Source organism: Dyella sp. 01L423 (genome assembly GCF_056399945.1).
In genome coordinates, this window is the sequence record NZ_JBFTSI010000002.1 from 184,882 (window position 1) to 208,261 (window position 23,380).

Below are 23,380 nucleotides of genomic sequence, written 5' to 3' on the forward strand. Positions count from 1 at the left end.
AGCCGGCCGTTACTGACTTGCTGTCCGCGACTTGGCACAATCGACTTTCGCCCAAAGATAGGCACGGTATGTCTTATCAGGTACTCGCTCGCAAGTGGCGCCCCCGCAAGTTCGCCGAACTGGTCGGGCAGGAGCACGTGGTGCGCGCGCTCACCAATGCGCTCGACACCGGTCGCATGCACCACGCTTATCTGTTCACCGGTACCCGCGGCGTGGGCAAGACCACGATCGCGCGCATTTTTGCCAAGTCGCTGAACTGCGAACGCGGCGAATCGGCCGATCCCTGCGGAGAGTGTGCGGTCTGCACGGCGGTGGACCAGGGCCGCTTCGTTGACCTGCTGGAAATCGACGCGGCCAGCAACACCGGCGTGGACGACGTGCGCGAAGTGATCGAGAACGCGCAGTACGCACCGGCGCGCGGCCGCTTCAAGGTTTACCTGGTCGACGAAGTGCACATGCTCTCCAAGCCGGCGTTCAACGCCTTGCTGAAGACGCTGGAAGAGCCGCCGCCGCACGTCAAATTCCTGCTCGCCACCACCGACCCGCAGAAGCTGCCGGTGACGGTGCTGTCGCGCTGCCTGAAATTCAACCTCAAGCGCCTGCTGCCGGAACAGATCTCCGGCCAGATGCGCCACATCCTCGGCGCGGAAAACATCGCGTACGAAGACGCGGCCATTGCCGAACTCGCGCGCGGCGCGGATGGTTCGCTGCGCGACGGTCTCTCGCTGCTCGACCAGGCCATTGCTTACGGCGGCGGTTCGCTGCGTATCGACGATGTGCGCGCCATGCTGGGCAGCGTTGCGCGCGGACAGGTGCTTGGCCTGCTGCAGGCGCTGGCCGCCGGCGACGGCGAAGCGCTGATGGCCGAGTGCACGCGCATTGCCTCGTTCTCACCGGATTTCGGCGGTGTGCTGGACGATCTCGCCAGCGTCCTGCATCGCATCCAGCTGATCCAGCTGGTGCCGGGCTATCGACCGGAAGAGAACGGCAACGACGATAGTGCGCTGGTTGATCTGGCGCGGCAGCTGGCGCCGGAAGACGTACAGCTGTACTACCAGATCGCCACCAGCGGTCGCCGCGATCTGGCCCTGGCGCCCGACGCGCGTACGGGTTTCGAAATGGCTCTGTTGCGCATGCTGGCGTTTCGCCCCGCCGATGCGGGGGGAGCACCGGCTGAACGGCCGTCGGCAGGCGCCGCCGCGCGTACGGCCACGCCGCCGCGTGCCGCCGCTCCAGTCGCCAACGAACGCATGCACATGGCCAGCGTGGCCGAGCCGTCGCCTGCACGCGCTACGCCGCCGCCTGTGGCTGCACCGGTGGCCGCCGCTCCGGCGCCGCGCGCCCCGCTGGCCGTCGATGCACGCGGCTTGCCGCATTGGGAAAGCCTGATCGAGCAAGCCAATCTGCGCGGACCGCTGGGGCAGCTTGCCCAGAATGCCGTGCTGCGAGATCGCGAAGGCCACACCCTCGTGCTCGCCCTGCAACCCATGCACATGCATTTGGCGGTCGAGCCCATGATCGGCCAGATGGAAGAACGCGTCGGCCAGGCGCTGGGCGAACGCATCAAGCTGCGTTTCGTCGAAGAACACGGCGCCGCCGGCCAGACCCCTGCGGCACGCGCCGCCACCGCCCGCGTCGCAGCCCAGTCGGCTGCCGAGCAGGCCATCGAGGAAGATCCCCTGGTGCAGTCGCTCAAGCGTGAATTCGGCGCGCGAGTGGTGCCACAGTCGATCAAGCCGTTTGAACACTGAACGAGATAGCGGAGTTACCCATGAGAGGACAGATCGGTCAGCTGATGCAGCAGGCCCAGCGCATGCAGGAAGAAATGAAGCGCGCGCAGGAAGAGATCGCCAAGCTCGAAGTTACCGGCAGCGCCGGCGGTGGCCTGGTCACCGTGCTGATGACCGGCGTGCATGAAGTGCGCCGCGTGCAGATCGACCGCAAGCTGTTTGCCGATGATCCGGAAATGGCCGAAGACCTGGTGGCTGCCGCGATCAACGACGCGGTGAACAAGGTGGCGGACGTCAGCAAGAACAAGCTCGGCGGCGTGACCTCGGGCATGAATCTGCCGCCCGGCTTCAAGATGCCGTTCTGACGCACTCTTCTGTGGGAGCGCACCCTGTGCGCGACAGCCTACGGAGCGGGGATGCCGTCGCGACAACCGATGACTGGTTTAACGCTGCATCTCCGCGGCCGCGCACAAGGTGCGCTCCTACAGTGACTTTGGAATCATGAGCAAGCTCCTCACCGACCTCATCGAAGCGCTGCGTTGCCTACCCGGTGTGGGCGGCAAGAGTGCGCAGCGTATGGCCTTCCATTTGCTGGAGCGCGACCGCGAACGCGGCCAGCGTCTGGCTCAGGTGATGGAGCAGGCCATGCGCGAGATCGGCAACTGTTCCCGCTGCCGCAATTTCAGCGAGACGCCGGTGTGCAACCTCTGCTCCAGCAGCAGCCGCGATCGCCAGGTGTTGTGCGTGGTGGAGTCGCCCACCGAATTGGCCGCCATCGAACAGGCCACCGGCTTTCGCGGCCAGTACTTCGTGCTGCTGGGTCGTTTGTCGCCGCTCGATGGCCTGGGCCCTGAAGAGCTCGGTCTCGATCGCCTGGCCGAGCGCCTGGGCGAAGGCGAGATCGAGGAAATGATCATCGCCACCAACCCCACCGTGGAAGGCGAAGCCACGGCGCACTATCTGGCGCAGCTTGCGCGTGCGGCGAACGTGCGGCCGACGCGTTTGGCCCACGGCGTGCCGCTGGGTGGCGAACTGGAATACGTCGATCGCGGCACCCTGGCCCACGCTTTTGGCAGTCGCCAGGCGCTGGACTGAGGCGATGACGCCTGCGCTCAGCCTGGAAATTCCAGGCAACCAGGAATACCGCGCGCTGCGCAGCGCGGCCGGCCTGAGCATGATGTCGGAAGAGGGCGCTGCGCTCGGTCTTCCGGCCAGCTGGTGCTCGGTCTGCGTGCGCCACGAGGGCGAATTGATCGGGATGGGGCGCGTCGTTGGCGATGGCGGCCTGTTTCTGTTCGTGGTCGATATCGCCGTGGCGCCGGCGTGGCAGGGTCAAGGCCTGGGGCGACGCATCATGCAGGCGCTGATGGATGAAGTGCATGCGCGCGCGCCGCTGCGCACCATGGTGGCGCTAATTGCTGACGGCACGGCGCACGAGCTGTACGCAAAATTCGGATTCAAGCTGGTGGCGCCGGGCGCGCAGGGTATGCTGTTGCGGTTGTCATAAAGGCTAAGGAACCAGACATGGGCGACACTATCTTCGGCAAGATCATCCGTCGTGAAATCCCCGCCGATATCGTCTATGAGGACGATGAGGTGCTGGCGTTCCGCGATCTCAATCCGCAAGCACCGGTGCATGTGTTGTTCGTGCCCAAGAAGCCGATCGCCACGCTCGATGGCGCCACGGCGGCCGACGCGGAGTTGCTGGGCAAACTGCTGCTGGCTGCTGCCGCGTACGCGCGTCGCGAAGGCCTGGCCGATGAAGGCTATCGCACGGTGATCAACTGCAATGAGCATGGCGGCCAGACGGTGTTCCACCTGCACGTGCACCTGCTGGGCGGGCGCCAGATGCACTGGCCGCCGGGCTGAGCCGGCACGGCTTCGGGCACAAAAAAACGCCGGCGATAGCCGGCGTTTTCTTTAGACGCGATCAGTGGTGCGGCGCCGGGGGCGGACGCACGATCACGCGCGTGCGGTAGTAGCCGCCGTAGTAGCCGCCGTAGCCGCCGTAATAACCACCCCAGCCGCCCCACGGACCCCAACCCGGACCCCAGTAGGGACCCCAGAACGGGTCGTAGTAGCCCGGGCCGTAGTTCACGATCACGCGCTTGGGCCACAGGTAGACCACGTTGGCTTCGATGCGCGGATAGGCGTAGTTGTACTCGCCGATCTTCTCCGACATCGTGCCCTGGATAACGCCGGTGACGGTGATGTCGCGGCCAGCGGTAAACACTTCCGGATCGTAGAAGCCGGCGCGGCACGCCACGAAGCGGCCCTGCGTTTGGCCATCCGTGCTCGCCGACTCCGGGCGCGCCTGATCATCCAGCGGGCGCTGCAGCACGTAGAAGCAGGTTTCCTGCGGACCGGGTTTGGTCTCGATGATCTGGCCGCCCCAGCGAACCTGGGCGCCGGCGGCTCCATTGCCTTCCTGCTGGGCGGCAACAGAATTGACTTGGGTGAACGTGCCCTGCAGCGGTTGCGGCACCGTTGCGCAGGCCGCCAGCGTGGCCACGGCGGTCGCGAGAATCAACGGCTTGTACATGGACATGACGCTTCTCCATCGTGTGGTGGATGCGGCGCATCCACGGTTCAATATCATTTGACCACGCGACGCGGTCGAAAGTCCCGCGCCGCCTGTCGAAAGTTTTTAAGCAAGTCAGCTGGCGGTTCGTCGTGCGCGTAACGCAGTTCCAGATACGTCCTCATCAGGTGTTCCAGCTGGTCGCGTTGGCTGGGGAGGGCCCGCGCGGCGCGGCTGAAGTAGTGCTGCGGTCCTTCGCTGTGGCGACGGGTTACGCCCGCCGCGGCCAGCCGTTTTTCCAGCAACCGCATGCTTGTATGTGCTCGATCCGCTTCCGGACGTTGCCACATGGCCCATAGCAAACCGCCTACAGCAAATAGCGAACCGCCCACGGCAAGCAGCAAACCCAGGATGCCGACGTTGGTGTCCTGCACACCGAACGGCGTCAGCAGGCCGCGCTGCCGCAGCGTGTCAAAGCCGATAACGCCTTGGTTCCACCACTGGTTGACGATGTCCCAACGGTTGCGCCACGACAGCCACCACTGGTTGGGGGCCCAGTCAGCTGCCGTGGCATTGGCTGCCGCGGATCCCTGGCTCACCCGTTCCGGACGCACGGCAGCGGTGGGGTCCATGCGCACCCAGCCACGTCCCGGCAACCAGACTTCGCTCCATGCGTGGGCATCGGCTTGGCGCACGAGCAGGTAGTTGCCCATGCTGTTCCAGTAGCCGCCCTGATAGCCGGTGACGACGCGGGCGGGGATGCCGGCCGCACGCATCAGCACCACGAAGGACGACGCATAGTGCTCGCAGAAGCCTTCGTGCGTACCGAACAGGAAATCATCGACCGTGTTGTGCCCCAGCGGAGCGGGCGCCAGCGTGTAGCTGAAGCCGCCGTCATGGAACAGCGTCATGGCGGCTTGGACAATCGCCCCGTCGTTGCTGCCGTATTGCGTACGCCATCGTTGCCCCAGTGCGCGCGCCTGCGGATCGAATCCCTGCGGCAATTGCAGGGCACGGCGCCGTTCGCGTTCGCTGAGCTGCCCTTGCATGCGGTAGCTGGGAGCCGAGCGCAGCGAGTAGACCAGGGGATCGTTGACCGGACGATCGGCACGCATTTCGCGGTCCGCGCTCATGCTTGCCTGGGCAGGCGCCTCCAGCGGCACGTCGAGCGCGGGCAGCACGCGTTGGCCAGTGGCCTCCAAGGCCACGGTGTATTGAGTGACCGGGCCGTGTTCGACCGTTGCCGGGCTGCCATGGCGCTCACTGCCGCTCCAGGTGCGGCCGTCATAATTCAAAAGGACGTAGGCGCGAAAGTAGCGCTGCTGATTGGGCGGCGGCGTACCGACGAAGGCCACGCGCATGGCGGGTCGTTCGTCCTCGAAGAGTGCGGCGAAGTCGCCGGGCGACATATCCTCACTCAAGCCGGTACGGCCTTGCGTGCTATTGGGTGCGCCCCATAGCGGCGAGCTCAAGCGGGGAACGAAGACAAACGCCAGCAAGGCCAGCGGTAGCGAGGCAGCCAGCAGTTTGAGCGCGGGCAGCAACTCGCGCGGAAGACTGCTGGCGGGCCGCGCCGGCTGCAGCGCGCGCAACGTCGCCAAGGCAGGCAGCAAGCCAAGCGCCACCAGCACGGTGGCCACCATGCCTTGATCGAACAGCAGGGCCGTCATCAGCGCAAAGCAAGAGAACGCTGCGCCAACGCGGGCATCCCGCGGTGTCTCCGTTTCGAACAGCTTGAGCACCAGCAGGCCGGCCACCAGCGCTGCGCCAGGCTCGCGTCCAAACAGCGTGCTGTAGTGGGAAATCACCGCCGCGGTCAGCAGCGCCAGCAGCGATAGTTTCAGATAGGCCGGCGCACGGCCCGGCCGCTGGCGGCGCTGCCACCAGCGCAGGCCGAGCATCACTGCCAGCGCGAGCGTGAACCACGCCGGCAGGTGAGGGGCATGCACGCCGAGCACCACGGTGACGGTGATGCACAACAGGTCGAATGGGCGCCGATCCAGCGGCGCCTGGTGTTTGTGCCGGAACAGGGAAAGACGCATCACGGCATCCGGGCCAGCGCATTCATGCAGTGGCTGTAGTGACTGCGGCCATGTCCCAGCCCGATCTCTTCAGTGGGCAGCCACAAACTGGTGGGCCGTCCGACCGTCTCCGCTTCGCCCAGCCAGCGGGCCAGGCGTTCGATGCGTGCCTCCGGACTCAATTGAGCGAGCTGGCGCCAATCGAGGTGCCACTCCTCCTGCGCTTCGGGTTGCTCGAAATCTTTCACCAGCAAGCTGTCGTGGCGCGCGCTGTGCTTCCACGAGATATGCCGCTGCGGGTCGCCCGCGCGATAGGCGCGCAAGGCTGCAATATCCTCGCCCTGGTGCAGGCGTTGCCGCTGGCTGGCATCGCCGGGCAGCAGCGGCGGTGGGCCGCCGGTTTCAGGGTGCGGCCACACGAGCACTGCCTGGTCGGGATGAATCCAGCTCCACGCGTGGAACAGCCCGAGCGGCCAGTTGCTCCACAGCTTGATGCGAGGCATGGGGCGCCAGCCACGACGCTGGGTATCCAGCTGCAGGGACACCAGGGTTTCACCGTGCGCCTCCACCGCGAAGGCTTCGGCCTGTTCGTTCATGTCCGCGTGCACCGAGACATGCGCGTGCCGGCTGCCGCCGAAGACCAGGGTGATCGCCATGGGCTCGCCCGCGATGGCCTGGCCTTGCCGGATGCCGGTGAGTTTGAGCCCATTGAGGCTGCGAAACGCGATCAGCATGCTCGCGGATGTAGCCGAGCCCAGCAGACAGGTGAGCATCAACGCGGCGTTGTTGGTGTAGTTCAGCGCACCCACCAGCATGATCAGCAGCAGCACGGTAAAGGCCGCGCCAAAGGCGGTCGGCACGATGTAGACGCGCCGCCGATGCAGGACGATCGGCAAGGGTTCGGTGCGCTTGTATCGAGTGAGTGCAGGCAGGCGTCGTTCTGCCCAGGTCTGGACGCGACGAATCGCGGCGAGCATTAATCCACCGCGACGTCGGCAAGCAGGCTGCGTGCGAGGCTGTCACCGCTCGCGCCCCGGGTGGTGACCAGGCGATGCGCTGCCAGCGGCACGAACAGCGCCTGGATATCCTCCGGCAATACATGCTGACGTCCGCTCAGCATGGCCCACGCGCGTGCGGCGCTCAGCAGCGCAAGACCGGCTCGCGGCGACAGGCCCACGCGGACGTCCGCATGGCGTCGACTGGCGGCCAGCAGGGCCTGCAGGTAATCCAGCAACGCCGAGCTCGCCGTCACCGATTGCGCTCGCCGCGCCAGTTCGGCCAGGCCTGCCACATCCAGTTGCGGCGTCAGTTGAGCAAGCAGGTCGCGTCGATCGCTGCCGGTGAGCAGCGCGCGTTCCGCGGCGGCGTCGGGGTAGTCCAGCGAGACGCGCAACATGAAACGGTCCAGCTGGGAGTCCGGCAGCGGGAAAGTGCCGGCCAGATCGAGCGGATTTTGCGTGGCCACCACGAAGAAGGGCTGCGGCAGGATATGCGTCTGGCCGTCCACCGTGACCTGGCCTTCCGCCATCGACTCGAGCAGGGCGCTCTGCGTCTTGGGCGTGGCGCGATTGATTTCGTCGGCCAGCAGCAGTCCGGTGAAGATGGGGCCGGGATGGAAACGGAACTGCCCCGTCTCGCGCTCGTAGACGCTCACCCCGATAATGTCCGAGGGCAGCAGGTCGCTGGTGAACTGCACGCGCTGGAAATCCAGTTCAAAACTGGCGGCCAGGGCATGGGCCAGCGTGGTCTTGCCAACGCCGGGCACGTCTTCCAGTAGAAGATGGCCGCCAGCGAGCAGGCAGGTGAAGGCGAGCTTGACCTGGCGCGGCTTGCCCAGCAGCACGCGGTTGACCTGGGCCATGCTGGCCTCCAGCCGCGTGCGTAGTGATTCTTCGTGTAGCGGAGTAATGGCGGACATGGGTTTCTGGCAGCGGGGAAGGGTGATGCGGAACAGAGCTCATGCGTGACACCCCCAGTGTAGCCGCGGGTTTCTCGCGCTGGCGAGCAATGTTCGTGATCGCTTTCGCAGTGCTCTGCGTGGTCAAGATCATGCTTGCTGCAAGCCTGTCACCGTTTGGTGACGAGGCCTTCTACTGGCAAGAGAGCCGCCGCCTTGCCTGGGGCTACAGCGACTTGCCGCCCCTCACTGCATTGCTGATCCGCTTTGGCGAGACCGTCGCCGGGCACGGCGTGTTCGGCATGCGCTGGCCTTTCCTGCTGATCGGCAGCTGCCTGCCATGGCTGATGCGTGCCTTTGCCCGCGAGGCGTTCGACGAACGCGCCGGCTGGCAGGCCGGCTTGCTGTGCCTGGCCTTGCCGCTGGCGGGCAGTCTGGGTGTGCTCGCCTTGCCGGACGTGCCGCTGACGGTGGCGATCATGGCAGCCTTGCTGGGCCTGATGCGGGCGCTGGATCGCGACTACCTGCGCGACTGGCTGCTGCTCGGCCTGTCATTGGGCGTGTGCTGGCTGACCCATTACCGGGCCGCCATGCCGATGCTGGCCGGTCTGCTGTTTTGCGTGATGACCCCGCGGGGGCGGGCGCAGTGGCGCCGCCCGGGATTATGGCTGGCCTTGGCAGTGGCTGCGCTGGGCTTGATCCCGCTGGCCATTTCCAACTGGCAGCAACACGGCGCGGGGATGGCCTTCCAACTGGTCGAGCGCAATCCCTGGCAATTCCATGTCGACGCCCTGGTGCAGCCGCTGGAGCAGGCGGTGGCCTGCACGCCGTTGTTGTACCTGCTGCTGTTGTGGGCGGCGTGGGTGTGCTGGCGTCGTCGTGGCGAGGGACGACCGTGGGACGTCATCGCGATCGTGTCCAGCTGCTTCATCGTCGTCTATTTCGCGCTGGGCCTGTTTGCCGACGACGTCCGCTTCCGGGCGCACTGGCCCTTGCCCGGCTATCTGCCGCTGTTGGCCGCATTGCCTGTTTTGCTGCGCGAACGGCGGCCGTGGCGGCAGTCGTGGTTGACGGCTGCGTTCGTGCTGGCGGCGGTGGGGCTGCTTGGCGGTCTCGCTTATCTCGGCCTGGCAGCGAGCGATAACGGAGCGCGTGTGTTGGCGGGCCTCAAGGCATTCCCGGCCCGTTTCGTCGGCTGGCGCGAAAGCGGCGACATGGCGCACGAACTGCTCGCCTCGCATCCTGGCGTGCTGGTTGCCGACAACTTCATGCTGGCGGCGGAAATCGATTTCCAGTTGGGTGGCAGCGTGCCGGTCTATGTGCTCGACAGTCCACTCAACATCAAGCACGGGCGCGCGCCGCAGCTGGCCTGGTGGGAATTGGATGAAGCCGCCCTGCGCCGACGGCATGGCGGCGAACTCATGCTGCTCGCGGTGGATGAAAAAGCGCTGCGCGTGCATGAGCGAGCGGATTGGTTGCGTACGCTGTGTGGTCGCATCAACCAGTCGGCACCGCTGACGCGGCTGGATCTGTTCGACGGGCGCCGCCGGATCGCTTTCTATGCAGGAACGGTTCCGCCATCGCTGCCTGTCGAGGCGACGGCGAGCGATGCCTGCCCGATCTGGCGAATCGCTGCGGCGAACGACGAACATCCCTGAGTCAGGGCAGCGCGATTCCTGCTTCGCGCAGCATGCGTGCCAGTGCAATCAGCGGCAGGCCAATCAAAGCCGATGGATCCTGGTTGTCGATGCGCTCGAACAGGCTGATGCCCAGTCCTTCGCACTTGAAGCTGCCGGCGCAATCGAGCGGCTGCTCGCGATCGATGTAGCGATCGATCTCGTCCACGGCCAGGCTGCGAAACATCACCACGGTGTGGTCGACATGCACGCGATCCTCACCCGAGCGAGTGTCGTGGAGGCACAGCGCCGTATGGAAATGCACTTCGCGACCGGAGCTCGCCAGCAGTTGTGCGCGTGCGCGTTCGGATGTGCCGGGTTTGTCGAGCACCGTGCCGCCCAGTTCGGCGACCTGGTCGGAACCAATCACCAGCGCATCGTCCAGTCCCTCTGCCGCCGCCCGGGCTTTGGCGATGGCAAGCCGAGTGGCGCGATCGCGCGGCGTTTCATCGGGCAGGGCGGTTTCGTCGGTGCCGGGAGCGCGTTGTTCGAAATCGGCGACGATGCGGCGCAGCAGTTCGGCCCGATAGCGCGAGGTCGAGCCCAACACCAGGGTGGGCAGGCTCATGCGTCGTGCTCACGGCGCAGGTGTTCCCGCATGGCGCTGTCCAGGTCGTGCTGGGCGCGATCCAGAGCGGCCAGCAGCGGTTGGAGCCGCGAGCGGGTATCATTCATGGATGCGACGGCCTTATCGAGCTCCTCTTGCGAGGCTTTCGGAGCCGCGTCGCGGATCCAGATACGTTGTTGCAACAGGGAGCGCAGGCCCGCGTCGATCGCGTGGCGCGCTTCCTGTTCGCTGCTGGCGGGCAGATCCGGGTTGAGCGACATGACGGCGTGGGCCTGCTGCAGGCCGGCTCGGCAGGTCTTGAGATCCGCTTCCACCTTGTCGGCCAGTTCCAGCAGCTGAAGCAGGCTCAGCGTCCGGCGATCGGCACGACGCCGATAGGCCAGGATGGCCCCGACCAAGGCAGCGGCAAGGATCAATAGCGCAGCGATGCCGAGCGTCAGGTAGGGGTTCACGGGCGGCCAGCTCGCAAGAGAAGTGGGCAAAGTCTGCCGTACCGGGGCCGTTCAGGCAAAATTGGCGAAGTCAGGGCTCGCGGACCGGTTAGCCCGTTGACTTCAATGGGTTGTAATCCTATGATTTCGGGTCTATGTCCGTGACACTGCCAGAGTCCGTGGACGCTTGGCGCATGGTCTCGGCGCGGCGTTCGTTCCAGGGGGAGTTCCCCGTAGTCGCCATGAAGCGATTGGGCGAGACCTTGGCCGGTACGGAAGGGACGGCGAAGTACGAGCTGGATTTTGGCCGGGACGAGTTTGGTACGGCGTACCTCGATGTCCGGGTCCAGGCTCCGCTCACGCTGACCTGCCAGCGCAGCCTTGAGCCATTTGTATTGCCCTTGACGGTCGATAGCCGGCTGGGATTGATCCGCTCCGAGCGCGATGAAGCGGCCCTGCCGCCCAACGTCGAGCCGCTGCTGATTGCCGACGACAGCAAGCTGAACTTGCTGGAAGTCATCGAAGACGAATTGTTGTTGGCGCTGCCGCTGGTCCCGGTCAATCCGGACAGCACATTGCCTGAAGACGTAGTAGGCCCCACGCCGGAGGAAGTCTCCAGCGAAGGGCGTTCCGATAACCCGTTCGCGGTTTTGCGCGAACTCAAGAAAAACTGATTTAGCTGGAGATTCGCCATGGCCGTTGCCAAGAGCCGCAAGACCCCGTCCACCCGCGGCATGCGTCGTTCGCACGATGCGCTGAAGACCGTGCAGCTGTCGACCGATCCGACCAGCGGCGAGGTGCATCTGCGCCACCACGTCACCAAGGACGGCTACTACCGCGGCAAGAAGGTCATCCAGACCGCCGGCGCGGTGGTCGAAGAGGATTGATCGTTCCCGCAAGGGATACGGTTTCGCATGGCGGCGCGATTTCGCGCCGCTTTGCGTTTATGCGATCACCCACGTAACGTTGGCGGTTTGGAAGCTGGCTTGAGCCTTTGAGGCCGCTTCGTCCCAACCCGTCGCATGGAAAGTTAATGGCCCAGATTTACGCCCGCATCACCGGCACCGGCAGCGCACTGCCTGAGCGAGTGGTGACCAACGCCGATCTAGAGAAGATCGTCGAGACCAGTGACGAATGGATTGTCAGCCGCACCGGCATTCAACGCCGCCATATCGCCGCTGAGGGCCAGACCACCGGCGACCTGGCCACCGAGGCCGCGGAACGCGCCCTGGAAGCTGCCGGCGTCAAGGCGTCGGAGCTTGATCTGATCGTGCTCGGCACGACCACGCCGGACATCATTTTTCCGTCCACCGCCTGTCTCGTGCAGCACCGTCTGGGCGCCAACGGCTGCGCGGCGTTCGACGTCAATGCGGCCTGCTCGGGCTTCGTCTACGCGCTGGGCATTGCCGACAAGTTCATCCGCAGCGGCCAGTCCAAGAAAGTGCTGGTGATCGGCGCGGAAACGCTGACCCGCATGGTCGACTGGACCGAGCGCGAAACCTGCGTGCTGTTCGGCGACGGCGCCGGCGCCGTGGTGCTGGAAGCCTCGGAAGAGCCGGGCATCTACGCCACGCTGTTGCATGCCGACGGCGGCTTCAAGCATCTGCTGTACAACCCCGTGGGCGTCTCGGTCGGTTTCAAGGACGAGCCCAACCACGGCGTGCGCATCAACATGGCTGGCCGCGAAGTATTCAAGGTCGCCGTGAAGACGCTCGACTCGCTGGTCGACGAAACGCTGCAGGCCGCTGGCATGGACGAATCGCAGATCGACTGGCTGATCCCGCACCAGGCCAACCTGCGCATCATCGAGGCAACCGCCAAGCGTCTGAAGATGCCGATGGAGCAGGTGATCGTGACCGTGCAGGAGCACGCCAACACGTCGTCGGGCTCGGTGCCGCTGGCGCTGGATTACGCCGTGCGTTCGGGCAAGGTCAAGCGTGGCCAGAACCTGTTGCTGGAAGCGTTTGGCGGTGGATTCACGTGGGCGTCGGCACTGCTGCGCTATTGATTACCTCAAGTTCGATGAAAGGCCGCCTTCGGGCGGCTTTTTTTTTGCCCGTCATTCCGGCGCAGGCCTGAATCCAGTGACGGAGAGTTAGGGTTATCACGAGCGCCGCCACAGGCTCTTGCGACAACCAGGCGATACGGCCACTGGATGACCAGCTTCGCTGTTGCAAGGCGCCTCCGGCCTGCGCCGGAATGACGGGAAAGTAAGGTGATCGGCCCCCGTGTGACCAAATACAGCTGCGTATGGCGCTGATTACTGGCACCATTCCGTTTTTCGATTTCAGAAAACCCTCATCCATGACCGATACCGCCGCCACGCTCGCCTTCGTTTTCCCTGGCCAGGGTTCGCAATCCGTTGGCATGCTGGCCGAGCTGGCCGCTGCGCATGCGGAAGTGAAGGCCACGTTCGACGAAGCATCGCAGGGCGCGGGCATCGACCTGTGGGCGCTCAGCCAGCACGGTCCGGAAGAAGACCTCAACCGCACCGAGAACACGCAGCCGGCGCTGCTCGCCGCCAGCGTGGCGGTATGGCGCGTGTGGCAGAAACTCGGTGGCGTTACGCCGGCGCAGATGTCCGGCCACAGCCTGGGTGAGTACAGCGCCTTGGTGTGCGCGGGCGCGCTGTCGCTGCATGACGCCGCGGCGCTGGTCGCAGAGCGCGGCCGCCTGATGCAGGCAGCGGTGCCGCCGGGCGTGGGTGCGATGGCGGCCATCCTCGGTGGCGACGATGCGCAGATTGCTGCCGTGTGCGAGGAAGTCGCGCAGGGCCAGGTCGTGTCCCCGGCCAACTTCAATTCGCCCGGTCAGCTCGTTATCGCAGGCAATGCCGAAGCGGTGGATCGCGCGCTGGCCAAGCTGGCGGAGCAGGGCGTGAAGAAGGCCATCAAGCTGGCTGTGTCGGTACCTTCGCATTGCGCGCTGATGCGCGATGCGGCCGATCGCCTGGGCGAGCGCATGACGTCGATCCACTGGACGCTGCCGTCCGTGCCGGTGGTGCAGAACGCCGAAGCGCGCAGCTACGACACGCTGGAAGACATTCGCGGCGCGCTGCAGCGCCAGCTGTACCTGCCGGTGCGCTGGACGCAATGCGTGCAGGCCCTGGTCGCAGGCGGTGCGACGCGCATCGCTGAAGCGGGTCCGGGCAAGGTGCTGGCCGGCCTGATCAAGCGTATCGACAAGAGCGTGGAAGCGCGCGCCATCGGTACGCCGGCCGAGCTGGAAGCCGCCCGCGCCGAGTGGGCCTGATTCCCGGTACTTTCCCGATTCATGCGGCTGGACGGATTGCCGTTTAGCCTTCCAAAGGAAATAACAGATGAGCAAGACACTGCAAGGTGAAATCGTCCTCGTCACGGGCGCCAGCCGCGGCATCGGTGCGGCGATTGCCGACGAACTGGCGGCGCAGGGCGCCACGGTCATCGGCACCGCCACCAGCGACAGCGGTGCGGCGGCGATCGGCGAGCGTCTTGCCGCGCACGGCGGCCACGGCCGCATGCTCAACGTGACGGATGGCGCTTCCATCGATGCGCTGATCGACGGCATCGCCAAGGAATTCGGCCCGGTCTCGATCCTGGTCAACAATGCCGGCATCACGCGCGACCAGCTCTTGATGCGCATGCGCGACGAAGACTGGCAGGCCATCCTCGACACCAATCTCACCTCGGTGTATCGCGCTTCCAAGGCCGTGATGCGCGGCATGATGAAGGCACGCAAGGGCCGCATCATCTCGATCGCCTCGGTGGTCGGCGTCACCGGCAATCCGGGCCAGGCCAACTATGCGGCTGCCAAGGCCGGCATCATTGCGTTCTCCAAGTCGCTGGCGCGCGAGATCGGTTCGCGCGGCATCACCGTGAATGTGGTGGCGCCGGGCTTCATCGATACCGACATGACACGCGCACTGCCGGAAGACGCCCGTACGGCGCTGCTGGGCCAGATTGCGCTGGGTCACCTGGGTCAAGCCGTCGATATCGCGAAGGCCGTGGGCTTCCTGGCATCCCCGTCGGCGGCTTACATCACCGGCGAGACGCTGCATGTGAACGGCGGTATGTACATGCCGTAAGCCCTCAAGAAAGGGCGGCAAGCCCTTCTGTGGGCCCCCAATTGTTTGAAACGGCCGAATTGCCCTCCATCTATGGGGACGGGCAGTTCGGTGCGCCGGCGCGGGCCGGCTTAACACGGAGTTGTCGCAAGCTACATCGTTTTAGGCGACAATTGCTTCTTTCGCGCCGGCCCCGTGGCCTGCGTATCACCATTGCTGGCGGATCATGGCGGCCTTGCGGCTTAACCACTACAATCCGCCGGCCATATGTCGGGCTTATGTCCGGCGTTGATCAGGTAACTACTCCTTGGGAGGTATTGGCAACATGAGCACCATCGAAGAGCGCGTCAAGAAAATCGTCATCGAGCAGCTGGGCGTGAAGGAAGAGGAAGTCACGGCGAACGCTTCGTTCGTGGACGATCTGGGCGCTGATTCGCTGGACACCGTCGAGCTGGTCATGGCCCTCGAGGAAGAGTTCGAGACCGAGATTCCGGACGAAGAGGCCGAGAAGATCACCACGGTGCAGCAGGCTGTTGACTACATCAAGGCCCACACCAAGGAGTGATCGCTCTGCTGCGACGACGCCATGCGTCTGTCCACTAGCGATACCGGAAGCTGCGCCACATTGGCGCAGTTTTCGTTTCTGCATTTTGCAACGTCCGATCCCGTATGGTGCGCACGGCGCACTGCGCGGCCCGGATGACGTGGCCACGAATGACGCAGATTGCCTGCCGCCATCGATAGAGCCACGGATACACAAGGGAAGATCAGCATGAGCAAACGACGTGTGGTTGTAACCGGGCTGGGCATCATTTCCCCGGTCGGCAACGAAGTCGCGACCGCCTGGGACAATATCCTCAAGGGCGTCAGCGGCATCGGTGAGGTTACCCATTTCGACGCCACCGCCTATGCCACGCGCATCGCCGGTCAGGTACGTGATTTCGATCCGGCGCAGTGGATCGCCCAGAAAGAAATCAAGAAGATGGATCCGTTCATCCATTACGGCATTGCCGCGGGCACGCAAGCCCTGCGCGATTCCGGCCTGGAAGTGACGGAAGCAAACGCACCGCGTATCGGCGTGGCCGTGGCTGCCGGTATCGGCGGCCTGCATACCATCGAACATACGTCGATCGAGCTGCACGATAAGGGACCGCGTCGCGTGTCGCCGTTCTTCGTGCCCTCGTCGATCATCAACATGGTGTCCGGTCACCTGTCGATCATGTACGGCCTGAAGGGCCCGAACATCGCCTGCGTCACCGCCTGCACCACCGGCACGCACAACATCGGCCTGGCCATGCGCATGATCCAGTACGGCGATGCCGACGTGATGATCGCTGGCGGCGCCGAATTCGCCACCACCGGCACGGCGATGGCGGGCTTCTGCTCGGCCAAGGCCATGTCCACCCGCAACGACGAGCCGACCAAGGCCAGCCGTCCGTGGGACAAGGACCGCGACGGCTTCGTGCTGTCCGACGGCGCCGGCGTGCTGGTGCTGGAAGAGTACGAACACGCCAAGGCTCGCGGCGCGAAGATCTACGCGGAGCTGGTCGGTTTCGGCATGAGCGGCGACGCGTTCCACATCACTGCCCCGAGCGAAGGTGGCGAAGGTGCGGCGCGCAGCATGGACACCGCACTCAAGGACGGCCATCTGAACCCGACCGACGTGCAGTACGTCAACGCGCACGGCACCTCCACGCCGCTGGGCGACCTGGGTGAAGTGCTGGCCGCCAAGCGCGTGTTCGGCGATCACGCCTACAAGCTGGCGATGAGCTCGACCAAATCGGCTACGGGTCACCTGCTGGGTGCCGCTGGTGGCGTGGAAGCGATCTTCACCATCCTCGCCTTGCGCGACCAGGTGCTGCCGCCGACCATCAACCTGGACGAGCCGGGCGAAGGCTGCGACCTTGATTTCGTGCCGCACACCGCGCGCGAAGCGAAGTTCGACGTGGCCATCTCCAACTCGTTCGGCTTCGGCGGCACCAACGGCACGTTGGCATTCCGTCGCATTTGAGCGACGTGACAACGTTTGTTCGGCGTACCTTGCACGGCCGGCGCGATCTCCTCGCGCCGGCCGCTGCATTTCCGGAGCGCTATCCGGGCCTGCTGCAGAGCGTGACCCACGGTACGCCGCAATCGCGCTACGACATTCTGTTCGCGTTTCCGCAGGAAGCGCTGACCCTGCTCGCCGATGGGCAGCTCATCGACCGTAGTGGCGAGTCGCTGCAGCGCGGCTTTCTTGAGGCGCTGGACGACGCATGGCGTGCGGTTCGATCGCCGCGTGATGGCACCAGCGACTTGCCGTTCCACGGCGGTTGGCTGCTGTTTCTCGCCTATGAACTGGTTGGCGAGATCGAGGCGCGCCTGCGGCTTCGTCCGTCGACGGAGCTGCCGACCGCAGTTGCTTTGCGTTGTCCGGCAGCGGTGATCGTCGATCACGCGCGCGGATCCACGGTGCTGGTGGCGGAGCAAGGACAACAAGCCTTGCTCGATGTCATGGAGGCTGATCTCTCCGCGCCGATGGAACTGGCTGCGTTGCCTGCACCCGATGCTTGCAGCGAGGATGAGCCTGCGCTGTTCCTCGATGGCGTGGCGCGCATCCACGAACATCTGCACGCCGGCGACATCTTTCAGGTGAATCTCTCGCGGGCCTGGCATGCGCATTACGCCAAGCCAGTCTCGCCTGCGCAGTTGTATCTATCGTTGCGGCAAGCCAACCCGGCGCCGTTCGCGGGTTTGTTCCAGCAGCCCGGGTGGGCGGTGGTGAGTTCGTCGCCGGAACGCCTGGTCGAAGTGCGCGATGGCCTGGCGCAGACGCGCCCGATTGCCGGCACGCGGCCGCGCATACCGGGCGACGACGACACTGCGCGGATTCGCGAGCTCAGCACGCACCCGAAGGAGCGCGCCGAGCACGTCATGCTGATCGATCTCGAACGCAATGACCTGGGGCGCGTCTGCGTGCCGGGCACGGTCGAGGTCAACGAGCTGATGGTGGTGGAGAGTTACGCCCATGTGCACCACATCGTGTCGAACGTGCGCGGTCGCTTGCGCGAGAAGGTGACGCCGGGCGAAGTGATTGCCGCTACGTTTCCGGGCGGCACCATCACCGGCTGTCCCAAGGTGCGCTGCATGGAAATCATTGCGGCGCTGGAAAATGCGCCGCGCGGCGCCTACACCGGTGCACTCGGCTACCTGGATCGCAACGGCGATCTCGATCTCAATATCCTGATACGCACGTTCACGCTGGCCGGTTCCGACGTCACGCTGCGCGCGGGCGCCGGCATCGTGGCCGATTCGGTGGCCGATAGAGAGCTGGATGAAACACGTGCCAAGGCGCGCGGCCTGCTGCGTGCGCTGGGAGTGCAGGGCTGATGGCAGACCGCGTGCTCATCAACGGTGCGCCGTCGGTCACCGTCTCCGCGTTTGATCGCGGCTTGTCCTACGGCGACGGCTTGTTCGAAACCATTCGTTTCGTCGATGGCGTGGCGCCATTGTGGTCGCGACACATGGACCGGTTGCGCGAGAGCTGCATCCGCTTGCGCTTGCCTGCGCCCGATGCGCCGCAGCTCGCACGCGAAGCCGCGGTTGTGATCGAGGGCATGCACGATGCCGTCGTCCGCATCACGCTCACGCGGGGTCTCGGCGAGCGCGGATATGCGCCGCCCCAAGCAGTCGCGCCCACCCGCGTCGTGGCCGGTTTCGAGGCGCCGCCCATGACGGGCGATGCTTATCGCTCGGGCCTGCACGTGCGTTGGTGCGACACTCGGCTGGCCGCGCAGCCGCTGCTGGCGGGCATGAAGCACCTCAACCGGCTGGAGCAGGTGCTGGCGCGCGGCGAGTGGTCCGATCCCGCGGTGGGCGAAGGGCTGCTGTGCGATGCCGAGGGGCAGCTGATCTCGGGCACCATGAGCAATCTGTTCGCCGTGCTCGATGGCGCCCTGGTCACGCCGGCGCTGGATCGCTGCGGCGTGGCGGGGGTGGCTCGCGCTGAGATACTCGCCAGCCGGCCAGGTGTGCGCGTCCAGAACCTGCGCCCCACGGAGCTGGCCCGCGCCAGTGAGGTCTTCCTCAGTTCCAGCGTACGCGGCATCCTGCCTGTTCAGGCCGTGGGCGATACCGTGTATGTTGCCGGGCCGGTCACCCGCGCTTTGCAGCAGCACTGGCGCGGCCTGGGTTTCCCGATGGAGCAGGCATGAGTGGACACAAGATGCAGGGGCGGGCGATCTGGCGCAGCCTGATCGTGCTGGTGCTGCTGGCGGTAGCCGGCGGCGTCGCCTACGGATGGATGGACTATCAGCGTTTCGTCGGCACGCCCTTGGCGGTGTCGCCGCAGACGCCCAGTGTCGATGTGGCCAAGGGCAGCAGCCTGCGTGATGTGGTCGGCCAATTGCGCGAGCAGCACGTGACGAATTCGCACCCGCTGTACTGGCGTGTGCTGGCCGAGCAATTGCGCGTGGCCGGTCGCCTGCATGCCGGCGAATACGCGCTGACTGCCGGCATGACGCCGCGCGAGCTGTTGCTCAATATGGCTGCAGGGAAGGTCTTGCAGCGCAATTTCACCATCGTCGATGGCTGGAACTTCCGCGAACTGCGCCAGGCCCTGGCCAAGGCGGACCGGCTCAAACAGGACGGCGCCGCTCTCGATGACGCCGCGTTGATGGCGAAGATCGGCGCGCCGGGCGAAATGCCCGAGGGACGTTTTCTTCCCGAGACCTACGCCTATGTGAAGGGTGACAGTGATCTGGACATCCTGCGCCGCGCGCATGCCGCGATGGCGAAGATGCTCGACAGCTTGTGGCCCCAGCGTGACAAGGATGTGCCCTTGGCAACGCCGTATGACGCGCTGATCCTTGCCTCCATCGTGGAGAAGGAAACCGGCCGCGCCGACGAACGAGCGCGCATCGCCGGTGTGTTCGTGCGCCGGCTGCAGGAGCATATGCTGCTGCAGACCGATCCCACCGTGATCTATGGCATGGGCGAGTCCTACACCGGCAACATCCACAAGTCGGACCTGACCACCGATACGCCGTACAACACCTATACCCGGGCCGGCCTGCCGCCGACGCCGATCGCCATGGCTGGCAAGCCTGCCATCGAGGCGGCGCTGCATCCGGCAGCGGGGTCGGAGCTTTACTTTGTTGCGCGTGGCGACGGCACGCACGTGTTCTCCAGTACGCTGGACGAACACAATCACAACGTGGCCTGTTTTCAGCTGAAGCGATGCCAATGACACGAGGCAAGTTGATCACGCTCGAGGGTGGCGAGGGCGCCGGCAAGAGCACGCTGCTCGCCGGCCTTCAGCAGCACTTGCGCGCGCAGGGCGTGGACCTCGTGCAAACGCGCGAACCCGGCGGCACGCCCCTGGGCGAGGCGGTGCGCGCCATCGTGCTTGACCCGGTGCATCGCGGCATGGGCGCCGAATCCGAATTGCTTTTGATGTTCGCCTCGCGTGCGCAGCTGGTGCGCGAATGCATCGAGCCTGCGCTGGCGGCGGGGCAGTGGGTGCTGTGCGATCGTTTCACCGATGCGAGCTACGCCTACCAGGGTGGTGGTCGCGGTGTGCCGGATGAGCGAATTGCCACGCTGGAGCAATGGGCGACACACGGTTTGACGCCCGACCTGACCTTGTTGCTGGATCTGCCCGTGGCGACCGGACGCGCCCGTGCCGCCGGCCGCGGCGAAGCGGATCGCATCGAAGTGGAAGGCGATACGTTTTTTGAGCGCGTGCGCGCGGCGTATCGTGCGCGTGCCGCCGCAGAGCCGGCGCGCTTCCGCATCATCGATGCCACGCTGGCGCCGCCGGAAGTGCTGGCTGCCGCCATCGATGCCATGCGTCACCTGTTTGGAGCTCCGGCATGAGCGTGATGCCCTGGCAAGACGAGCATTGGGAGCGCTTGCAGGCCCGGCGTGAGCGCAACGCGATGCCGCATGCGCTCTTGCTGTGCGGGCCGGAGGGCCTGGGCAAGCGCGACTTCATGCGTCGCTTTGCCGAGGGCCTGTTGTGCCAGCACCCGCAACACGGCGAACCCTGCGGCCAGTGCCGCAGCTGCCTGTTGTTTGCGGCGGGTACGCATCCGGATTTCGCCACACTGAGTTTTGGTCTGCGCAAGGATGGCGTACAGCGCAGTGAGATCGTGGTCGACCAGGTGCGCGAACTGTCCGCCCGTCTTGCCATGTCGAGCCAATTCGGTGGCTGGCAGATCGTGTGCATCGATCCGGCCGACGCCATGAATACGGCGGCGGCCAATGCCTTGCTCAAGACGCTGGAAGAACCCTCGCCGCAGACCTTGCTGCTACTGGTGGCCGATGCGCCATGGCGCTTGCCGCAAACCATCCGCAGTCGTTGCCAGCGCATTGAATTTCACTTGCCGTCGCGCGAGCAGGCGCTGGACTGGCTGCAGCAGCAAGGCGTCAAGGATGCTGCCGCTGCGCTCGATGCGGCGGCCGGGAATCCCGGCCTGGCACGTGCATGGGCGGAGCAGGGCGCGCTCGCGCGTCGGCAGGAGGTCCGCAAGGATCTTGGTGCACTGGCGGCCGGTCGTGGCGAGGCCATGGAAGTGGCGCGTCGCTGGCTCGACAATGAGCCGCAACAGCGCCTGTGGTTTGCGGCGCAGGCAGTGGCGGAAGAATTGAAATTGCGCGCCACAGCCGGGCAGGGGCCGCTCGCAAGCCAGCTGGATGCCGAAGGCCTCGACCAGTGGTATATGGCGGCCAATCGCACGCGCGAATCGCTGCGCGGCCCCTTGCGTGGCGATCTGCTCTTGCTGGAATTGCTCGCCCGCTGGCATTGAGCCGACCGTGACAACCTGATGACCAGCGCCGCGTTTCCCCCAGGGAAAGGCCGCTGACAGGCCGCCTGCCTACGCTGCTCCGATGAAGTTGTCCTCCCAACGCCAGCTCCCCATTTGGCCGTGGATTTCGCTCTTGTTCCTGCTGGTCCTTCGACTGGCATGGCTTAATGCGTACACGCTCAACTCCGACGAAGCGCAGCACGCGCACGTGGCTTGGGCGTGGACGCAGGGGTTGCTGCCTTACCGCGATGTGTTCGACAACCATGGCCCGCTGTTCGGATGGTTGCACTCACCGTTGCTGAAGTGGTTGGACAACCGCCCCGACGTGCTGACCTGGCTGCGCCTGGCCATGCAGTTTTGGTATGTGATCGCCCTGGGTTCGGCGGGCTGGATGGCGCAGCGCCTCTACGGCTGGCGCGTCGCTGCCGTGGTCGTGCTGGTGGCCGGTCTATTCCCGCGGTTCTTCGTCGTCAGTGGACAGTTCCGCACCGACGACATGTGGATGGCGATGTGGCTGCTCGGCCTGGCTTTCGTGGCGGGCGCGCCGCCGCGCCTGTGGCGTTACTTCGTGGCCGGCCTGGCCATGGGCTGTGCACTGTCGGTATCGCAGAAAACTCTGGTGCTGCTGGTCACTACCGTCGTTGCGGCTGGCGTGGTGCGGATGATGCGCCCATCGCATGCGCCACGTGCGGGCGTGCGCTGCTGGATTGCCGCGTTGGTGGGTGTGTTGCTGGTGCCCGCGATCTGGACGATCTGGTTGGGAACGCATGGTTTGCTGGAAGACGCGTGGTATGGACTGGCCGAGTACAACATCGGCGGCGCCAATAAACGACATGCGGCCCAGCAAGGTTTGTGGTTTCTGATTTTTGCGGCCGTGCTGGTCGTCCTGTGCATACGCGAAGCGCGCCAGCGCTCGGAGGGCGGTTTCGACTGGACCGTGTTCTTTGCCCTGCAGGGCGGTCTGTACCTGCTGCTGATCTGGTTTATCTGGCCGCTCATCACCAAGCAGGATTTCCTGCCTGTATTGCCGACGCTCGCGATCGCCTCTGCCGGCCTGGCAGCGACCTGGCAATGGCTGAACTCGCGCCCGCGACTGCGCGGCGTGTTGTTGCTGGTTTTGCTGGTGGCGGAAATGGCGGCCGTCATTGCCGATGCGCCGCCGTGGCAGGACGATCTCGCCGCGCAACGCAATGAACTGTCGACCGTGCTTCGCTACACCAATGAAACCGACACGGTGATGGATCCCAAGGGCGACTCGATATTTCGCATGCGCCCTTACTATCCCGTGCTGGAGAGCCTGGCCATGCGGCGCCTGCGCCGTGGGCAGATGGCCGACACGATCGTCGACGACCTGATCAATCACCGGACCATGCTGGTGGTGTTGCGCCGCCTGCCGCCGTCGAGCGCACGCTTCGTGATGCTCAATTATGTGGAGGCTGGCGGAGACATCTGGATCGCGGGCCGTATGCTTGCCGATCATCAGCCCCAGCAGACGATAGACGTGAATGTACCCGGAGACTACGTGGTGACCGATGGACACCAGCGCCTCAGCGGTAGCCTCGATGGCGCCGCACCGGCGGACCACTGGTTCCTGAGCCGCGGCACCCACCACCTGGTGGTCGGCGGCGGCACGCCCGTGGCCTTTGTGTGGTCGCAGGCCTTTGATCGCGGCTGGCGTCCCGCGCCTCCTGTCACGGGAGGCTGAT

General features: G+C 65.3%; 25 protein-coding genes. 19 read left to right on the forward strand and 6 right to left on the reverse strand.

Annotation, left to right across the window (positions count from 1 at the left end; translation table 11 throughout):
• Positions 1-68 precede the first annotated feature (68 nt).
• The 5 genes from dnaX to AC1DMY_RS07480 all read left to right on the forward strand — a co-directional run bounded on the left by dnaX (position 69) and on the right by AC1DMY_RS07480 (position 3,599).
• The gene (gene dnaX, locus AC1DMY_RS07460) at positions 69-1,751 is read left to right on the forward strand and encodes a DNA polymerase III subunit gamma/tau (RefSeq protein WP_477164349.1); all 1,683 of its coding nucleotides are present in this window, start codon (positions 69-71) and stop codon (positions 1,749-1,751) included.
• Positions 1,752-1,771: 20 nt separating this feature from the next.
• A complete protein-coding gene (locus AC1DMY_RS07465; protein ID WP_046970131.1) occupies positions 1,772-2,095 on the forward strand; it encodes a YbaB/EbfC family nucleoid-associated protein in 324 nt (107 codons plus the stop codon).
• A gap of 136 nt (positions 2,096-2,231) precedes the next feature.
• Positions 2,232-2,825, forward strand: coding sequence for a recombination mediator RecR (recR, locus tag AC1DMY_RS07470; protein ID WP_477164350.1), 594 nt, complete (start codon positions 2,232-2,234; stop codon positions 2,823-2,825).
• Positions 2,826-2,829: 4 nt separating this feature from the next.
• Positions 2,830-3,237 carry a GNAT family N-acetyltransferase gene (locus AC1DMY_RS07475; RefSeq protein ID WP_477164351.1) on the forward strand — a complete coding sequence of 136 codons (408 nt, stop codon included), beginning with the start codon at positions 2,830-2,832 and terminating at the stop codon, positions 3,235-3,237.
• A 17-nt stretch (positions 3,238-3,254) separates the two neighbouring features.
• Positions 3,255-3,599, forward strand: a complete 345-nt coding sequence (locus AC1DMY_RS07480; protein ID WP_477164352.1) for a histidine triad nucleotide-binding protein — start codon at positions 3,255-3,257, stop codon at positions 3,597-3,599.
• A gap of 61 nt (positions 3,600-3,660) precedes the next feature.
• On the opposite strand, the gene AC1DMY_RS07485 is transcribed toward AC1DMY_RS07480, so the two are convergent.
• From AC1DMY_RS07485 to AC1DMY_RS07500, 4 genes are read right to left on the reverse strand one after another with little or no spacing between them, the layout of a single operon-like run.
• The gene (locus AC1DMY_RS07485) at positions 3,661-4,278 is read right to left on the reverse strand and encodes a Slp family lipoprotein (protein ID WP_477164353.1); all 618 of its coding nucleotides are present in this window, start codon (positions 4,276-4,278) and stop codon (positions 3,661-3,663) included.
• 47 nt (positions 4,279-4,325) lie between these two features.
• Complete coding sequence (locus AC1DMY_RS07490) at positions 4,326-6,293, reverse strand: transglutaminase TgpA family protein (RefSeq protein WP_477164354.1); 1,968 nt, start codon at positions 6,291-6,293, stop codon at positions 4,326-4,328.
• Positions 6,293-7,249, reverse strand: coding sequence for a DUF58 domain-containing protein (locus AC1DMY_RS07495; RefSeq protein WP_477164355.1), 957 nt, complete (start codon positions 7,247-7,249; stop codon positions 6,293-6,295). The genes AC1DMY_RS07490 and AC1DMY_RS07495 overlap by 1 nt, the downstream gene beginning before the upstream one ends.
• Complete coding sequence (locus AC1DMY_RS07500; RefSeq protein WP_046970138.1) at positions 7,249-8,190, reverse strand: AAA family ATPase; 942 nt, start codon at positions 8,188-8,190, stop codon at positions 7,249-7,251. Before AC1DMY_RS07500 ends, AC1DMY_RS07495 begins: the two co-directional genes overlap by 1 nt.
• A 41-nt stretch (positions 8,191-8,231) precedes the next feature.
• On the opposite strand from AC1DMY_RS07500, the gene AC1DMY_RS07505 reads away from it, so the two are divergent.
• Positions 8,232-9,827, forward strand: coding sequence for an ArnT family glycosyltransferase (locus AC1DMY_RS07505; protein WP_477164356.1), 1,596 nt, complete (start codon positions 8,232-8,234; stop codon positions 9,825-9,827).
• 1 nt (position 9,828) lies between these two features.
• Here AC1DMY_RS07505 and AC1DMY_RS07510 read toward each other — a convergent pair whose 3' ends face one another.
• Both AC1DMY_RS07510 and AC1DMY_RS07515 read right to left on the reverse strand, forming a co-directional pair.
• Positions 9,829-10,413, reverse strand: coding sequence for a Maf family protein (locus AC1DMY_RS07510; protein ID WP_477164357.1), 585 nt, complete (start codon positions 10,411-10,413; stop codon positions 9,829-9,831).
• Positions 10,410-10,865, reverse strand: a complete 456-nt coding sequence (locus AC1DMY_RS07515; protein ID WP_477164358.1) for a hypothetical protein — start codon at positions 10,863-10,865, stop codon at positions 10,410-10,412. Before AC1DMY_RS07515 ends, AC1DMY_RS07510 begins: the two co-directional genes overlap by 4 nt.
• 173 nt (positions 10,866-11,038) lie before the next feature.
• Here AC1DMY_RS07515 and AC1DMY_RS07520 point away from each other — a divergent pair, with 173 nt between their 5' ends.
• The 13 genes from AC1DMY_RS07520 to AC1DMY_RS07580 all read left to right on the forward strand — a co-directional run bounded on the left by AC1DMY_RS07520 (position 11,039) and on the right by AC1DMY_RS07580 (position 23,379).
• A complete protein-coding gene (locus tag AC1DMY_RS07520) occupies positions 11,039-11,518 on the forward strand; it encodes a YceD family protein (RefSeq protein ID WP_477165001.1) in 480 nt (159 codons plus the stop codon).
• Between the two features lie 18 nt (positions 11,519-11,536).
• Positions 11,537-11,731, forward strand: a complete 195-nt coding sequence (gene rpmF, locus AC1DMY_RS07525) for a 50S ribosomal protein L32 (RefSeq protein WP_046970143.1) — start codon at positions 11,537-11,539, stop codon at positions 11,729-11,731.
• Between the two features lie 146 nt (positions 11,732-11,877).
• On the forward strand, positions 11,878-12,852 hold the full coding sequence (locus tag AC1DMY_RS07530; RefSeq protein WP_046970144.1) for a beta-ketoacyl-ACP synthase III: 975 nt from the start codon (positions 11,878-11,880) through the stop codon (positions 12,850-12,852).
• 296 nt (positions 12,853-13,148) lie between these two features.
• Positions 13,149-14,096: an ACP S-malonyltransferase gene (fabD, locus tag AC1DMY_RS07535; protein WP_477164359.1), complete on the forward strand. Its 948-nt coding sequence runs from the start codon at positions 13,149-13,151 to the stop codon at positions 14,094-14,096.
• 67 nt (positions 14,097-14,163) lie between these two features.
• A complete protein-coding gene (gene fabG, locus AC1DMY_RS07540; RefSeq protein WP_477164360.1) occupies positions 14,164-14,907 on the forward strand; it encodes a 3-oxoacyl-ACP reductase FabG in 744 nt (247 codons plus the stop codon).
• Between the two features lie 304 nt (positions 14,908-15,211).
• Entirely contained in the window at positions 15,212-15,451 is a 240-nt protein-coding gene (gene acpP, locus AC1DMY_RS07545) for an acyl carrier protein (protein ID WP_019466215.1), read from the forward strand.
• 207 nt (positions 15,452-15,658) lie between these two features.
• On the forward strand, positions 15,659-16,897 hold the full coding sequence (gene fabF, locus AC1DMY_RS07550; RefSeq protein WP_477164361.1) for a beta-ketoacyl-ACP synthase II: 1,239 nt from the start codon (positions 15,659-15,661) through the stop codon (positions 16,895-16,897).
• A 5-nt stretch (positions 16,898-16,902) separates the two neighbouring features.
• A complete protein-coding gene (locus AC1DMY_RS07555; RefSeq protein ID WP_477164362.1) occupies positions 16,903-18,255 on the forward strand; it encodes an aminodeoxychorismate synthase component I in 1,353 nt (450 codons plus the stop codon).
• Positions 18,255-19,079: an aminodeoxychorismate lyase gene (gene pabC / locus AC1DMY_RS07560; RefSeq protein WP_477164363.1), complete on the forward strand. Its 825-nt coding sequence runs from the start codon at positions 18,255-18,257 to the stop codon at positions 19,077-19,079. Before AC1DMY_RS07555 ends, pabC begins: the two co-directional genes overlap by 1 nt.
• Positions 19,076-20,113, forward strand: a complete 1,038-nt coding sequence (gene mltG, locus AC1DMY_RS07565; protein WP_477164364.1) for an endolytic transglycosylase MltG — start codon at positions 19,076-19,078, stop codon at positions 20,111-20,113. The genes pabC and mltG overlap by 4 nt, the downstream gene beginning before the upstream one ends.
• A complete protein-coding gene (tmk, locus tag AC1DMY_RS07570) occupies positions 20,104-20,742 on the forward strand; it encodes a dTMP kinase (RefSeq protein ID WP_477164365.1) in 639 nt (212 codons plus the stop codon). Before mltG ends, tmk begins: the two co-directional genes overlap by 10 nt.
• The gene (holB, locus tag AC1DMY_RS07575) at positions 20,739-21,674 is read left to right on the forward strand and encodes a DNA polymerase III subunit delta' (protein ID WP_477164366.1); all 936 of its coding nucleotides are present in this window, start codon (positions 20,739-20,741) and stop codon (positions 21,672-21,674) included. The genes tmk and holB overlap by 4 nt, the downstream gene beginning before the upstream one ends.
• Before the next feature lie 133 nt (positions 21,675-21,807).
• Complete coding sequence (locus AC1DMY_RS07580) at positions 21,808-23,379, forward strand: ArnT family glycosyltransferase (protein WP_477164367.1); 1,572 nt, start codon at positions 21,808-21,810, stop codon at positions 23,377-23,379.
• Position 23,380 lies beyond the last annotated feature (1 nt).